The sequence below is a fragment of the Streptomyces sp. NPDC002788 genome, assembly GCF_053592115.1.
Map to the genome: position 1 here is coordinate 84,356 of NZ_JBSFVB010000009.1, position 14,772 is coordinate 99,127.

At 66.9% G+C, this 14,772-nt stretch carries 9 protein-coding genes and 3 pseudogenes; 5 read left to right on the plus strand and 7 right to left on the minus strand.

What is annotated here, in order from left to right:
* Nucleotides 1-50 precede the first annotated feature (50 nt).
* The 3 genes from ACWD1U_RS18235 to rpe form a co-directional block, all read right to left on the minus strand.
* Nucleotides 51-422: a barstar family protein gene (locus tag ACWD1U_RS18235; protein WP_451108623.1), complete on the minus strand. Its 372-nt coding sequence runs from the start codon at nt 420-422 to the stop codon at nt 51-53.
* Nucleotides 423-425: 3 nt separating this feature from the next.
* Entirely contained in the window at nt 426-1,469 is a 1,044-nt protein-coding gene (locus ACWD1U_RS18240) for a sugar-binding transcriptional regulator (protein WP_451108625.1), read from the minus strand.
* A 78-nt stretch (nt 1,470-1,547) separates the two neighbouring features.
* Nucleotides 1,548-2,234 carry a ribulose-phosphate 3-epimerase gene (rpe, locus tag ACWD1U_RS18245; RefSeq protein WP_451108627.1) on the minus strand — a complete coding sequence of 229 codons (687 nt, stop codon included), beginning with the start codon at nt 2,232-2,234 and terminating at the stop codon, nt 1,548-1,550.
* 145 nt (nt 2,235-2,379) lie between these two features.
* Here rpe and ACWD1U_RS18250 point away from each other — a divergent pair.
* A pseudogene (locus tag ACWD1U_RS18250) lies at nt 2,380-2,955 on the plus strand (MMPL family transporter); the annotation flags it as partial.
* 193 nt (nt 2,956-3,148) lie between these two features.
* Here ACWD1U_RS18250 and ACWD1U_RS18255 read toward each other — a convergent pair.
* The 4 genes and pseudogenes from ACWD1U_RS18255 to ACWD1U_RS18270 form a co-directional block, all read right to left on the minus strand.
* Nucleotides 3,149-4,462 carry an RICIN domain-containing protein gene (locus ACWD1U_RS18255; protein WP_451108629.1) on the minus strand — a complete coding sequence of 438 codons (1,314 nt, stop codon included), beginning with the start codon at nt 4,460-4,462 and terminating at the stop codon, nt 3,149-3,151.
* 283 nt (nt 4,463-4,745) lie between these two features.
* Nucleotides 4,746-5,150: pseudogene (locus ACWD1U_RS18260) on the minus strand (carbohydrate-binding protein); the annotation flags it as partial.
* 639 nt (nt 5,151-5,789) lie between these two features.
* A pseudogene (locus tag ACWD1U_RS18265) lies at nt 5,790-6,950 on the minus strand (family 43 glycosylhydrolase); the annotation flags it as partial.
* Complete coding sequence (locus ACWD1U_RS18270; protein ID WP_451108631.1) at nt 6,940-8,289, minus strand: right-handed parallel beta-helix repeat-containing protein; 1,350 nt, start codon at nt 8,287-8,289, stop codon at nt 6,940-6,942. The gene ACWD1U_RS18270 and the pseudogene ACWD1U_RS18265, both read right to left, overlap by 11 nt.
* Nucleotides 8,290-9,473: 1,184 nt before the next feature.
* On the opposite strand from ACWD1U_RS18270, the gene ACWD1U_RS18275 reads away from it, so the two are divergent.
* From ACWD1U_RS18275 to ACWD1U_RS18290, 4 genes are all read left to right on the plus strand, one after another.
* A complete protein-coding gene (locus ACWD1U_RS18275) occupies nt 9,474-11,078 on the plus strand; it encodes a cellulase family glycosylhydrolase (RefSeq protein WP_451108633.1) in 1,605 nt (534 codons plus the stop codon).
* Nucleotides 11,079-11,635: 557 nt separating this feature from the next.
* Nucleotides 11,636-12,931, plus strand: coding sequence for an ABC transporter substrate-binding protein (locus ACWD1U_RS18280; RefSeq protein WP_451108635.1), 1,296 nt, complete (start codon nt 11,636-11,638; stop codon nt 12,929-12,931).
* The gene (locus ACWD1U_RS18285) at nt 12,928-13,902 is read left to right on the plus strand and encodes a carbohydrate ABC transporter permease (RefSeq protein ID WP_451108637.1); all 975 of its coding nucleotides are present in this window, start codon (nt 12,928-12,930) and stop codon (nt 13,900-13,902) included. The genes ACWD1U_RS18280 and ACWD1U_RS18285 overlap by 4 nt, the downstream gene beginning before the upstream one ends.
* Complete coding sequence (locus ACWD1U_RS18290) at nt 13,899-14,765, plus strand: carbohydrate ABC transporter permease (RefSeq protein WP_451108639.1); 867 nt, start codon at nt 13,899-13,901, stop codon at nt 14,763-14,765. The genes ACWD1U_RS18285 and ACWD1U_RS18290 overlap by 4 nt, the downstream gene beginning before the upstream one ends.
* Nucleotides 14,766-14,772 lie beyond the last annotated feature (7 nt).

Genomic DNA, 14,772 nt, shown 5'->3' on the forward strand with positions numbered 1-14,772 from the left:
AGCACGTACTTCATTGTCCCATGAGACCGGCGCGGTCGACGCCCAGCGGATCATCCAGGCTGGTCGGGGCCCCGCTCGGAGGATGCTCCAAGGCCGAGGGTGACGAAGAGGCCCGGGCCCCGGTCCGTCGCCTCGGCGAAGATCTCCTCCGCGACCTGCCACTCCTCGGGCCGCGTCTTCGCGTACGTCCGCCAGCCCCGCACGACGACCAGCAGACCCCGCTCCTGGGCCCCTTCGGGCCACAGGGCGGGGTCGGCCAGGCAGTCGGCGAGGGCGTCCCAGTTGCGGCCGAACCATTCGGGCAGGACGAGGTCACGGGCGCAGCGGTCCATGAGGCCCGCCTTGTCCGTGACCCCGTCGAGGTCCAGGACGACCACGATCCGGCCCGCCGGGTCGTGCACCCCGTGCGCCTGGCCGACCACCCGTCAGACTCCGTCCGGGTCGGACCGGTTGAGCGCGGACCTGGGCGCCGGACCCGCCGTCATCAGGTAGTCCGCCGCCGACGTGTCCGTCACCAGGCTGGTGACGAGCCCGGAGCGCAGTACCGCGTCGATCGCGGGCCCCTTGCGCTGCCCGCCCGCGATCGCGACGACCTCCGGGATACGGCGGAGCTGGTCGGCCTTGACCGTGATGCACCGCTCCCCCAGGTCCCGCCCGACCCGGCGCCCCTCCGCGTCGAAGAGGTGCGCGGACATCTCGGCGGCGACGCCGAGCGAGGCGTAGTGCGCCCGCTCCTCGTCACTGAGCATGTCGTGCACCGTCGAGATACCCGGCTCCCAGGAACCGATGGAGACACAGGCGACCGTGACCTTGTCGAAGTACTCGAAGGCCCGGGCGATCCCGGTCTGATGGCGCAGTGCCATGGCCGTGGCCGCGTCGGGCAGCAGCATCGGCGCGTAGATGGGGTGCGCGTCACCGCCGGACACCTGGGCGGCACGACGTACGGCCTCGACCGAGCCGCGCTCGGCGGTCCCGGCGTCGTACACGCCCGTCAGCTGCACCACCGTGCAGGGCGGCAGCCGGTCGAGCGCCGCCGCCATGTGGATGGTGGAGCGGCCCCAGGCCAGGCCCAGCACATCGCCTTCGTTGACCAGCTCGGCGAGCAGGTCGGCGGCCACCTCTCCCAGGTTCTCGGGGTCGGGTGACTCCTCCGCCTCGGCCGGGGACTCGACCACGACGGCGTGCCTGAGGCCGTAGCGGGCGCGGAGCGCGTCCGAGCGCTCGGCGTCCAGCTCCGCAGGCACACGGATCTCGATACGCACGAGATCCCGTTCGAGGGCGGTCTCCAGGACCCGGGCCACCTTGAAGCGGCTGACGCCGAACTCCTCCGCGATCTGGATCTTGGACTTGCCCTCGAGGTAGAAGCGGCGGGCCATGGCCGCCGCCTGCACCAGCTCAGCGGGTCCCATCCGCATGGCTGACCGGCCCGCCGACATACCCGACACGGCGATCTCCTCACTGCTGTTCACACTCTGGATTCGCCGTTCATCCTTGCAGATCCGGCGCGGTTGATCAGCCCTGATGAGAGCCGTTCACTTTGCTGTGGCTCAGTGGTCGCAGGCCCAGGAGGCCTTGGCGGTGGTCGCCTCGGCCTGCGTGCGTAGTGCACGTACCGCCTCGGCCGGGTCGTTTGCCCCGTAGACCGCCGATCCGGCCACGAAGACGTCGGCTCCGGCGTCCGCGCACCGCTCGATGGTGGAAGCGGAAACTCCGCCGTCGACCTGGAGCCAGAGCTCCAGACCGTGCTTGCTGATCAACTCGCGGGTGCGGCGGATCTTCGGAAGCATGATGTCGAGGAAGGCCTGTCCCCCGAAGCCCGGTTCGACCGTCATGATCAGCAGCATGTCGAGCTCGGGGAGCAGGTCCTCGTACGGCTCGATGGGGGTCGCGGGCTTCAGCGCCATGGAGGCGCGGGCGCCCTTGGCCCGGATCTCCCGGGCGAGCCGGACCGGGGCGGCGGCGGCCTCGACATGGAAGGTGACGGAACCGGCCCCGGCTTCCACGTACTGGGGCGCCCACCGATCGGGGGCTTCGATCATCAGATGGCAGTCCAGCGGAGTGTCCGTCGCACGGGCGAGCGACTCCACGACCGGCACGCCGAGGGTGAGGTTCGGGACGAAATGGCTGTCCATGACGTCGACGTGGAGCCAGTCGGCTCCTTCCACGGCCTTCGCCTCGTCCGCGAGGCGGGCGAAGTCGGCGGACAGGATGCTGGGGTTGATCTGCACGGCCATGTCCTAAGACTATGCGCTGCGCTGTGCCTGGGCCGTAGGGGTGCCGAAGGGCCGGCGGTTCCGTCCGGCCGCGGGCTGGGTGTGACCGGCCGCGCGGTTCCCCGCGCCCGTGGCGGGGCGCTCCCGCGCAGGGGGTCGCCATGAAGAGCTGGGCGGCGGTACGGCGGCCCTGCCGGACATGGACGAGGCGACCACGCACGACAACCTGCTGATCATCCCGCTGGTGCTGGTGGTCGTCCTGATGATCCTCTGCGTCCTGCTGCGCGCCCTGATCGCCCCGCTGCTGCTCATCGGCACGGTGATCCTGTCGTTCGCGGCCGCCCTCGGCATCATCGCACTCGCTTTCCGGTACCTCTTCGGCTACGCGGGCGAGGCGACCGACTTCCCGCTGTTCGTGTTCGTGTTCCTGGTCGCCCTGGGCATCGACTACAACATCTTCCTGACCACCCGCATCCGCGAGGAGGCGGCCCGCCAGGGGACCAGAGCGGGCGTGATCACCGGCCTGGCCGCCACCGGCGCGGTCATCACCTCCGCCGGCCTGGTCCTGGCCGGCACGTTCGCCGCGCTCGGCACCCTCCCGATGGTCGGCTTCGCGGTCGCCCTCGGCGTCCTCATCGACACGTTCGTCGTGCGCTCGGTCCTGGTGACGTCGCTGTTCCTGGACGTGGGACCGAAGGTGTGGTGGCCGCACCGACTGGCCCGGGAGGACGCCGGTGCGGCGGCCAGGAGGACGTCTCTGCGGGTTCTCGTTTGCCATGACCAACCCACGGACCTGACCTGCGGTTCCCTGGCCGTCTCAGGTGTGGTCGGCCGCGTTTTCACGATCTTGGCCAATCGCGTCGCGAGGGGTTGTCGGCGCCGTGTCGGGCCACCGCCCGGCCTGTTGCCCGAGCGGTGACCCGACAGGTCTCGGGTCAGACGCGGCGGCGGGTGAAGCGCTGGTTGGCGTTGCCGGTGTAGGTCCACGTGGAGATGCGGGCGCCGTCGACGGTCGAGTACTCCCAGACGTCCATGGCCAGGCCGGACTCCCTGTTGACGAGGCTGATCACGTCACCGCCGTGGTCGACCACGCGCCACTGCTGGCCGGTGGCGCCGGTGCCGGCCTGCTGGACGACGTCCGCGCCGGTCGCGGTGCCCGTGGGCTGGAGGAACAGGCCGCTGTGCCGGGCCTTGACGCGGACGTGGCCGTCGCCGGCGTCCACGAACTCGAACTGCTGGTTGGGGCGGCTGTTGGCGGTCCACTGGACGAGCCGTGCCCCGGAGGCGGTGGAGGCCTCGTTGATGTCGGCGGCCTTGCCGCTGTGCTGGGCCACCAGGGCGTAGGCGGCCGGGCCGCCGGTCGAGTCACCCAGCTGGGCTTCCCACCGGGTGTTGGACCCGGCCGCGTCGGCCGGGAGGCGGTCCCGCGCTGCGGTGTCGCCGTACATCGTCCAGCGGGCCCAGTCGACGACGGTGTTCGGGAAGCGGTTGTCGCTCCAGAAGCTGGTGTGGCTGCCGCCGACGAAGGTGAGGAACGCCTTGGGCCAGCGCATCTCCGTGTACGCCTGCCGGGCCGAGGAGTACGACGTGGTCGAATCCCGGTCGCCGTGGACGAACAGGACCTTGGCGGAGACCGAGGCGGCGGGGTTGCCCATGTCCACGCAGGACTGCGGGTTGGCGGAGATGATCCGGCTGTCGGGCCAGGAAGTCAGCAGGCCATGGGTGACCATGCCGCCCAGGGAGTGGCCCGAGACGCCGACGCCGATGCCGGTGTTGATGCGCCCGGCCAGCGGTCCGCTCGCGTTGAGGGCGAGGGTGTTGGTGAGGACCTGCGAGACGTCCTTGGAGGTGTTGCCGTTGTTCACGTCGGTGAAGTTGTGGTTGAAGTGCGGGGCGGGGACGATGAAGCCCGCCGCGGCCAGGGCCCGGATGATGAACAGGGAGTTCTGCGGGCTGCTTCCGAAGCCGTGGGTGAAGTTGTAGACGGGGAAGACACCGCCTGCGACAGGGGCGTTCGTCACCGGGCTGCCGCCGGGGGTGCCGGTGGCGGGGTAGTAGACGTAGGTGGTGCACGGGCGGCTGCCACGGGTCCAGTCATACCGGCGCACACCGACCGCGAACGGCGTGGTCGGCGCCGTGGCCAGCGGACCGGCGGCGGCTGATGCCTGCCCCGCGGCGAGCAGGGACAGACCCACGCCCGTCGCTCCGGCCGCGCTCATCCTGAGGAATGTCCGTCGTTGCATGGTCATGGATGTCTCCTTGGGTGCGGGGAAGGGTGTGGCGATTGGTGTTCGGCCGGGCCCGTTGCCGGGTGCGTCCAGTCGGCGGCAGGTCGACCGGACGCGCGGCGCGAGAGCGGGTGCGGATGCTCCTGCCACTCGACGCGGCCGGCCGTCGCTTTTCATCGGGTACTGCTCGTTGCACAGCGCACCGCGGTCACGCGGTGTCGTGGTCCGAAGCACGCGACTCGGTACTCCCTGCCGGTGGAGAAGACCGGCAGAGAAGGGGAGGTCAGGCAGCCGCGGCACCGAGATCGAGGTAGTCGACGTTGGGCAGTCCGGCTGCCGTGGTCGGATCCAACCGGATGGTGTTGCTGCCGGCGTTCAACGAGACGGTCACGGTCTTGGTCGTCCACGTCGTCCACGCACCGGTGGACTCGAACGAAACCGTCCCCACCGTGGTTCCGTTGACGACCAGATTCGCCGGCCTCGCACCGCTGGTGGAGCCATTGGCGAACCGGACCGCCACCGTCGCCGTACCAGCGGTCGCCGGGGTCACCGTGAACTGCGCGAATGCCCCCGCAGCGGCACTGCCGTTGCAGAACCCGCTACCGGAAAAGCCCGCTTGGTTCGAGTCGATCGTGCCCTGACACACCGCCGGCGCGGTCTCTGCCTCGTAACGCTGTCCCGATGGCGCGTCGGCAGAGGTCTTGACCAGTGAGAGTTGGTCGACGGTGACGCCGCCCGAACCCGACGCCCGCACGGTGACGGTGGCGGCCCCGCTGGGCAGCGCTATGCCGGTGAGCTCGCGCTTGGCCCAGCCGCTCGACGACGGGATGCTGAGGGTGCGTTGGCTGCCGTTGGCGCCGGTGATCACGACCTGTCCGGCGCTACCCCGAGCGTGCAGGGACAGGGTGTAGGTGCCTGCGGGCACCGACTCGATCCGCTGCTCGACGCCGCCGCTGTTGCTCACCTGGAGGGCGAAGCGAGACCCGTTCGCACCACCGTTGACGTTGGTCACCGAACCGCCGAGGTTCCGCCATCCCCGCACACTGGAGACGATGATGCGGTCAGCCTGGATGTCCGGGTTGAGGATGTAGTTGTTCGCCGGCCCGACACGCCACTCTCCGGTCGTGACGTTGAACTGCCACTGGCTCACCGAGTGGAACCGCGGCCTCGCGCCGGTCTTGGTGATCGGCACCCACTGGTTGTACCCGATGCCGTTCCAGGCGAAGTCGGCCCAGCGGTCGCCGGCGTAGATCACCGTGTTCTGCTTGGTGCCCTTGACCGTCACGAAGAACCCGGTCTGGGTCACGTGGCTGTAGTCCATCTCGGTGCCGGCAAGGACGTACTCGCTGCTGTACGAGCCCTGAACGTTGCTGCTGGTCGACTCATTGACGTAGTTGACCGAGGTGTTCCAGCCGTGCAGGTCCGACGCCGCGTGGTAGTACTTGCCGTCGAGCTTGAACATGGCGTTGCCCTCGCGACCGTCGCCGCGGCGGATCTCCACGCCTGGCTCGATCCGCAGCGAGTCGGACTCCCGGAACTTGGCCACGAAGCCGCGCGATCGTCCTTCGCGGTTGGAGAAGATCAGGTAGTCCTTGCCGTTGTCGTCGGTGAAGACGGTCTGATCCCCGGTGCCGGTCGTGGGCGAGTTGGTGATCTGGGTCTGGAAGTAGCCGTAGTCGAAGGTGTCGGTGGGTGAGTCGCCCTGCAGCAGCAGAACGCCGTGCCCGCCCCTGCCCGTGTGCCACATCTGTACGGCGAGCACGTACTTGCCGGTGTTCTCGTTGTACGAGACGCCGAGCCGCCCGACCCAGCCCGCACCACCCAGGTTGGCGCCGCTGCCCACGCCGGTGGAGCGCGTCGCGACCCGGTTCTCGAACTTCCAGTTCACCAGGTCCTTGGACGAGTACACGGGGATCGAGACGAAGCTGACGTTGCCGTCGTACTTCCTCGTCGGATTGGCCCGGTAGAGCTCGGCGCCGGTGTAGTGCACGCCGTACCAGTAGTAGGTGTCGCCGAACTTGAAGACTCCGCCGCCCTGCGAATAGATGGGGTTGCCGCTGGTGTCGTTCCAGAAGGTGTTGTTCGTGATGGTCTGGAACGTGCCCTCGTCAGCGGCCTTCAGATCGGCGGCGGCGGTCATCAGTGCCGTCTTCGCGGCGGCGACGTCCGTTGTGGTGGCCGACGTGTCGCCGGCGACATCGGCGGCGGAGGTCAACGCCTTGGCGAAGGGCTTCCAGGAGTCAGCCGTGTACTTCGACGGAGTGCGTGTCCGGTAGTCGGACACCAGGTACTTGAGGCCGCGATCCACCACCGGAGCGGCAGCGGCATCCTGGTCCTGGAGCGCCGTTGCCGATGCCTTCATGGCCGATGTCTTCGTTGCAGGTGTCTCCGCCGCAGCGGTGCCCGCCGAGAGCGGTGCCGCTAACGCCACGGACAACAACGCGGCGGCAGCCACCTTCCAGTACTTCGAAACGACACGCGATCTTTGCCTCAAGATGTCACCTTCCATCGTTTTCAAAGGCGCCGAGGTCCGGCGCACTTCCGCTGAAGGGCAGTCCCACGTCGGTGCCCTTGTCGATCAGGGCACTGTTCGCCGCGAGACGGAGGTGGGGCAGCACGGGAAGGCTCCCGTCGGTCCGGCGGGGCGCGTCCCAGCCGGACGTCGACACGCTCTGGAACTGGGAGTTCGACAGGGGGACGCCGAGGCTCCAGGAGTTGTACGCGGCGTTCGTGCCGGTCATGTACGACGTCGGCGTTCCGGTGTAGGCGATGTTGTTGCGCAGGTTGCCCCGGCCGACGGCGGCGCCGCGCGAATCGACGCCACGCATGTTGAAGTTGGGGTGGTTTCCGTAGCCGGTGTTGTTGAAGAAGTCGTTGGCCACCGGGTGGTGGTTGGCGTAGAAGCCGGCCGCCTTGTTGAGGAACGCCACCGAGAAGCGGACGGTGTGCTTCGGCGCGTTGGCCTCGTAGTCACCCCCGTAGCCGCCCGACTTGAAGCCGGCTCCGTTGCCGGAGGGCGTCGTCGTCCCCGGCACGTACCCGTTGCGCCAGGCCCACGAGTTTTCGATGATCACGGGCGAGTAGGTGGAGATGAGGTCGAACCCGTCATCGGCGTTCCACCATGCGCGGCAGCCCCGGAACACGTTCGCGGGGCGGCCGGCCGGCGTGTAATGCGAACCGAACCCGTCGGCGTTTTCACCAGGCCCGTCACTGCTGCGCGGGTCGTAGTTGTCGTGCGCGTCCGAGTTGAGGACGAGGTTGCCGCCCCCGCCGCTGATGAACAGGCCGGTTCCCATGTGGTGGTGGGTGTTGATCTGCTCGAAGACGTTGTTGCTGCCGGAGACCCAGAGCCCCCAGGACTCGGCGTTCCGGTTGTTGTTCTGCGGAACGCCCTTGACTTCCAGTCCTTTGAGGTGGATCCAGCTGCCGGTGACGTTGAAGCCCTTGATGCGGCAGTTGTCCGTCATCCGCGAGAAGTCGAAGACCGGTTTCTCGCCCGGATGGGCCCAGTACCGGATCGGGTTGCCCGAGCTGCCGCTCTTGTTCAGGGTGATCGCGTCGACTCTGGCGGTCTGGCTCGAGCAGGCGCTGTTCGCGCGGGTGTAGGCGTAGGTGCCGCCCCGGAAGTAGACCGTGTCACCCGCCTTGGCGACGGCCTGCGCACGGGCGATCGATGCCCACGGAGCGGCCTGCGTACCTGCTGCGCCGTCATTCCCATTTGGGGCGACATAGTAGGTGTTTCCCGTCACCGCGTCGCTCGCGGACGCGGAGCCGGGGGCCATGGCGATGGAGCTCGCCGTGACCACCGGGAGCAGGAGGGCATGGGTGACGGACTTCGCGGTTCTCACTGCGTCATCTCCCGGGGTAGGTGATGTTCGGCCGGGGCGGCCGGGTCATGCCGGCACCGAGGAAGTAGTCGACGTGGTGGCACTGCGTGTATCCGGCGGCCGCTCCGGTGCCCAGCGCCAGAAGCCGGGTGACACTGTCCTTGGCGCGTGCCCCACCTTCCGAGCGAGCGGCCCACCCCTTGATCGCTCCGGTGGCGGCCGAACGGACTTCGCGAACGGCTGCTCCACGGAACTGGGACAGGCGTGCTTGAGGAGGCTCAGTTGAAGTACGGCGCGCAGGCCTTGTCCCCCGACACCCGCCGATGCCGGACTCCGGTCCCTTGCTGTGCAGTCGGCCACCGAGGGCTCAGACTCGTACGCTGGCCCGGGAACTACCGCAACTGTCGAGCCGACCGGCCGTGACTCACGCATGAAGTGCCTCCTGTCACCACCGATGCGGGGGTACAAAGGCCCGAGGTGGCGTGGGGCGATACCTGCGACCTGCTCGCTGCGGCCACATCACTGTGAACGCTCCCACACCATGTCGAATAACAGAAAGAGTCGCCACCGGACTCCCATCTGTCAATCTCTGCGACCCAATCCCTCTGAACTCGGGGGTCAGACCGCTGGCGCGCATCCCCGCCACCGCGACGCAACGCGGCGCGCAGCGCGCACCGTCGCCCCGATGTCTCCGACGGCCACCTCGTGCCGGGGACACACCCGGACATCGGCTGATTGATTGACATCCCGATGCCCGATCGGACGCCGAGTGAAGCAACCGAGCGACAGAGGGATCTCGCTTGCCGCCCACGGCTGCGAGTGCCACGGACGGTCACCGACGCACTGTGCACGTTCACATCACTTCGCGCACAACACTTGAAACGATCTCCAGCATGCGCTTACATCGGCGAACGGTTTGACCGTGTACGTTCATCGCCTTGACGCAGGGCCACACTTCGAACGAGGCCGGCGACTCCGGCCGCTGGATTCGAGTACGGCCTCATGCCCCCAGGACCGAAGGAAATCTGTGTCACGGCGAAGTGGTCGCGCCGCCCAGTCCGCCTAACCGCTCCGCGCATGCGCCGGCGCTTCCCTCTCATGATCACCGGGGGGCGAACGCCTGCGCCATGACCACCGCCACCGCGCCCAGGCAGATAGATGTACTTGATTTCTCCACCCTCAGGACTGGAAGAGAGGAATGACCCATGGTTTCACCAGCAGGGAAGATCAAAACCATTTTCCTTGCCGTGATGTTGGCGATCGCCGCATCTGTCACCGGCTTGACGAACCAGGCATCGGCCGACACCACGACACAGCTGAACGCCTCGCAGATCGTCGCGGACATGGGCGCCGGCTGGAACCTGGGGAACCAGCTGGATGCCAACTCCAACGGATACCCCAGCGAAACGGCGTGGGGCCAGCCGACCATCACGCAGGCCCTCATCGACAAGGTGAAATCCGCGGGATTCAAAACAATACGAATCCCGGTCTCCTATCTGCGGCACATAGGCCCCGGCCCGGACTACACGATCAACGCCGCCTGGCTGAACAGGATCCAGGAAGTCGTCAACTATGCCTACAACCGTGGCCTGTACGTGGTGATCAACATGCACGGCGACGGCTACAAGACCATCTACGACTCCTGGCTGATCTGTGACTCGTCCAACCAGACGGCGATCAGGGCCAAGTACCAGAAGGTCTGGCAACAGATCGCGACCAGGTTCCAGAACTACGACCAGCGCCTGATCCTGGAGTCCATGAACGAAAACTTCGACGGTCAATTCGGCCGCCCCACCCAGCCGTGCTACTCGAACATCAACAGCTACAACCAGATCTTCGTGGACACCGTCCGGAGGACCGGTGGGAACAACGGTTCAAGGTGGCTGCTCGTTCCCGGCTGGAACACGAACATAGAGTACACCGCAGGGAACTACGGCTTCGTGCTGCCGACCGACCAATATCGCTCCCCCTCCATCCCCAGTAATGAACAGCGCATCATGATCTCCGTTCATTACTACGACCCGTGGGACTTCGCCGGAGAGGAGAGCGGCACCATCACGCAATGGGGACGAGGGGCGACCAATCCGTCAAAGAAGTCGACCTGGGGACAGGAAGACTACCTGGACGCGCAATTGAAGAAGATGTACGACAAATTCGTCGTGCGGGGATACCCGGTAGTCGTCGGTGAGTACGGCGCGATCGACAAGTCATCGTTCGATTCATCGAACCCCAGGTACCGCGCGGACTACACGCGCGCCGTCGCGTCCACCGCCAAGAAGTACGGAGCGGCCCCGGTCTACTGGGACAACGGCGAAACCGGACGGTACGGGTTCGGGCTGTTCAACCGGCATTCCTATGCGGTGACCCAGCAGGGCATCATAGATGCCATCATGAGCGGCGTCGGCGGTGGTGGCAGCCCGGGCCTGCCGTCTGCCACCTACAGGATCAAAAACGTGGCGACGGGCAAGTACCTGGACTCGGACGCGAACGGCGCGGTCGTCCTCGCCGCCCCCAGCTCCTACGACGACCAGGACTGGGTCGTCACGCAGCACTCCTCCGGCGCTTGGACGATCAGGAACGCGAGAACCGGTCGGTTCTACGCCGACTCCGAACCGAACAACGCCGTCATCTGGAACTCCGGCGAAGTCACCCCGGATTCACTCTGGAGGCTCGAATCAACCGCCGGAGGCTTCCGGCTCAACAACGAACAATCCGACAGGCACTACATGTACGGATCCTCGGCCGGCGAAGTGAAATGGAACACCGGATCGACCGACAGCAGCACAATCTGGTCCTTCGAACGCAAGTAGCCATAATCCAAGAAGATCAACCTCGATCGTCCATGAGCCCTCGTCGCTTTGCCGACGGGGGCTCTGTGGTTGTGTGGTGCGGTTCTTTCCGGGCCGGGCACTACAGCCGTGACTCGCGATCTCGCTCGTCGCGGACTGGCTCCACGCCCTGCCGAACCCCGGCTGACCAGCAGTGGTTCGCCCGACCGGACGGCTGGACGCCACCACGCCGACCCCCTGCCTTGTCCACCGGCCAGAGGGGGAGCACATCCTCCCGACCACCACCCCGCCTCCGCCTGGACCCTCCCCTGCGGACGTGACAAGCCGCTACGGCCCGATCCCGACGGCGACAGCCATGCGCGGCTGACGGACACCGCGTCCGACCCGCCGAACACCAGTCCCAATTCTGACGCGCCCCATTGACGCGCCCCCTGCGCCCACATACCTTCCTCCGTCGAAGCGCTTCGACGTCCCGCATCGAAACGATTCGATGAACCCTGCGTGACGCCCCCCACGACGAGCGTGACGAGCACGACTCACCGGGACAGTGAGCCATCCGACTCCCCTGGAGGCACTGGATGTTGACGGCACGAAGGCGTGTGGTGGCGACCGCTGCGGCGGTTCTGAGCGGGACTTTGCTCCTGGCCTCCTGCGGCGACTCTGACAGTGGTGGATCAGACGGCAAGACGCTGAAACTGTGGCACTACGAGGGCCCGGACAGCGCGATGGGCGTGGCCTGGAACGCGGCCATCAAGGAGTTCGAGAAGACCCATCCGGGGGTCAAGGTGGAGTTCGAGGAGAAGGGCTTCGAACAGATCCAGAAGACCGCCCCGATGGTCCTCAACTCGGACGACGCACCCGACCTCATGGAGTACAACAAGGGCAACGCGACGGCGGGGCTCCTCTCCAAGCAGGGGCTCCTGACCGATCTGTCCGCCGAGGCCACCAAGCGCGGCTGGGACAAGAAGCTCAGCTCCGGGGTGCGGACGACCAGCCAGTACGACACCAATGGCGTGATGGGTTCCGGAAAGTGGTACGGGATCCCCAACTACGCCGAGTACACGATGGTGTTCTACAACAAGGATCTCTTCAAGAAGTACGGGATCCAGGAACCCACCACGTTCGACGAACTCACGGCAGCCATGGACAGGTTCGTCGACGAGGGCGTCACGCCGCTGGCCAACGCGGGCGCCGAGTACATGGCCGGGCAGTACCTCTACCAGCTCGCGCTGTCGAAGGCCGACCGCGCGTGGGTCGACTCGTACCAGCTCTACAAGGGCAAGACCGACTTCCACGACGCCGCCTGGACGTACGCTGCCGAGACCTTCGCGGACTGGGTGAGGAAGGGCTACATCAGCAAGAAGTCCAGCGGTACGAAGGCGGAGGACGCCGGGGTCTCCTTCATCCAGGGCAAGAGCCCGATCCTGTTCTCCGGCAGCTGGTGGTACGGCCGGTTCGCCGCGGAGAACAAGTTCGACTGGGGCACCTTCCTCTGGCCGGACTCGGACATGACCCTCGGTTCCGGCGGCAACCTCTGGGTCGTCCCCAAGGGCGCCAAGAACAAGGAGCTGGCGTACGACTTCATCGACATCACCATGTCGAAGAAGATCCAGAACCTGCTCGGCAACAAGGGCGGCGTCCCGGTGGCGGCCGACCCCGCCGCCATCACCGACCCGCAGGCCAAGGCGCTCATCGCCGACTTCAACACGCTCTCCGAGCGGGACGGCCTGGCCTTCTACCCGGACTGGCCCGTTCCCGGCTTCTACGACGTCCTCGTCTCCGAGACGCAGAAGCTGATCACGGGGAGCGCGAAACCGGAGGCCTTCCTGGACGCGGTGCAGGAGGCGTACGACAAGGGCGCACCGAAGACGTGACGGTCACCGTCGAACGGGGACGACGGGGCGGCCGGGTCACCGAGAAGCACCAGCACGCGAAGGACCCTCGCCGCCCGCGGGACTCGTACAACCTGTTCCTGCTCCCGGGGATCCTCGCCTTCTTCGCGATCATCATCGTGCCGTTCCTCATGAACACGGGCGTGAGTTTCACAGAGTGGCAGGGCGTCGGCACCCCGAAGTGGGCCGGGCTCGCCAACTACCGGGAGCTGATGGGCGATTCGGAGTTCTGGGCGTCCTTCCGGCACAGCCTGTTCATGGTCGTGGCGATGGCGGCGGTGCCGACGGTGATGGGGCTGGTTCTCGCGGCCGCCCTGTTCGACTTCGTCGGCAAGCACTTCGGGACGAAGACGGTCACCGTGCTCCGGGCCTGCTTCTATCTCCCGCAGGTCCTGCCGATCGCGGTCGCGGGCATCGTGTGGAGCTGGATCCTCGCACCGGAGAACGGCTCCCTGAACGAGCTCCTGAAGGCCATCGGGCTCGGCAGCCTCCAGCAGGACTGGCTCGGCGACCCCGACATCGCGCTCTACAGCGTGATGGGCGTGATGGTGTGGGTGCAGCTCGGCTTTCCGCTGGTGATCTTCATGGCGGGCCTGCAACGCGTCGATCCGCAGTTGTACGAGGCCGCCGAGCTGGACGGCGCCGACTGGTGGCGACGGTTCTGGCACGTCACACTCCCCCAGATCCGTCCAGAGATCTACGTCGTCCTCCTCTGGTGCACGATCGCCGCGCTCAAGGTGTTCGGCGCGGTGTACGTCCTCACGAAAGGCGGGCCCGGCGGTGCGACCGACGTCCCCTCCTACTTCTCCTTCACCACCTTCTTCGAGAAGACCCAGGTCGGCTACGGCGCTGCGATCTCGACCGTGCTGACCGTGGTCATCCTCGTGCTGGCGCTCATCGGCCTCAAGCTCCAGACCCGCGCCGAGGACGCCGAGGAAGGGCTCCGCACATGACAGCCGTACAAGCCGTACGCACCAGGTCACGCCGGTCCGTCCGCTCCGTCGTCGGCCGCTTTCCCGTCCTCGTCGCCCTGATCATCGGGGCCCTGTTCATGGTCCTGCCCTTCCTGATCGTCACGCTCAACGCGGTGAAGTCGCCGGCCGAGTACTCCTCGAACGGTCCGCTCAGCCTCCCCGAGGGCGTCTACCTGGACGGCCTGAAGGACTTCTGGGAGCGCGTCGACTTCGGGCAGAAGCTCGTGAACTCCGTACTGATCAGCGGCAGTGTGGCTCTCCTGGCCGTCGTCCTGTCCGTCCTCAACGCGTACGCGATCGGGATCGGCCGCATCAAGGGCCGCACCTGGGTGCTCGCCTTCTTCGTCCTGGCGAACATGCTGCCGCAGGAGGCGCTGGTCTACCCGGTCTACTACCTGAGCAAGGAAGCCGGCCTGTACGACACCCGGTTGAGCGTCGTCATCGTCTTCACCGTGGTCCAGGCCGCGTTCGGTACGTATCTCCTCTCGGCCGTGCTCGGCCGGTTCCCGCGCGAGATCATCGAGGCCGCCAAGATCGACGGGGCGAACAAGTGGCAGGTGCTGTGGCGGATCGTGGTCCCCGTCAGCCGCCCGACCATCGGCGTACTGCTGGTCTTCTTCTTCATCTGGACCTGGAACGAGTTCCTGCTGCCCCTGGTCATGCTGATCTCCAATGACAACCAGACCGTGTCGGTGGCGCTCGGTGTGCTCCAGGGCCAGCGCCTGATGGACGCCACGATGACGAACGCCGCCGCGCTGCTGGGCGTGCTGCCCGCCATCGTCTTCTTCCTCGTCTTCCAGCGGACTCTCACCCGTGGGATCGCCGTGGGTGCCGTCAAGTAAGGGGTAC

Coding starts and splice junctions, on each gene's coding strand:
- rpe (WP_451108627.1), bottom strand. CDS start 2,234: ATGGCCGTGCAGATCAACCCCAGCATCCTGTCCGCCGACTTCGCCCGC.
- ACWD1U_RS18255 (WP_451108629.1), bottom strand. CDS start 4,462: ATGACCATGCAACGACGGACATTCCTCAGGATGAGCGCGGCCGGAGCG.
- ACWD1U_RS18275 (WP_451108633.1), top strand. CDS start 9,474: ATGGTTTCACCAGCAGGGAAGATCAAAACCATTTTCCTTGCCGTGATG.
- ACWD1U_RS18280 (WP_451108635.1), top strand. CDS start 11,636: ATGTTGACGGCACGAAGGCGTGTGGTGGCGACCGCTGCGGCGGTTCTG.
- ACWD1U_RS18290 (WP_451108639.1), top strand. CDS start 13,899: ATGACAGCCGTACAAGCCGTACGCACCAGGTCACGCCGGTCCGTCCGC.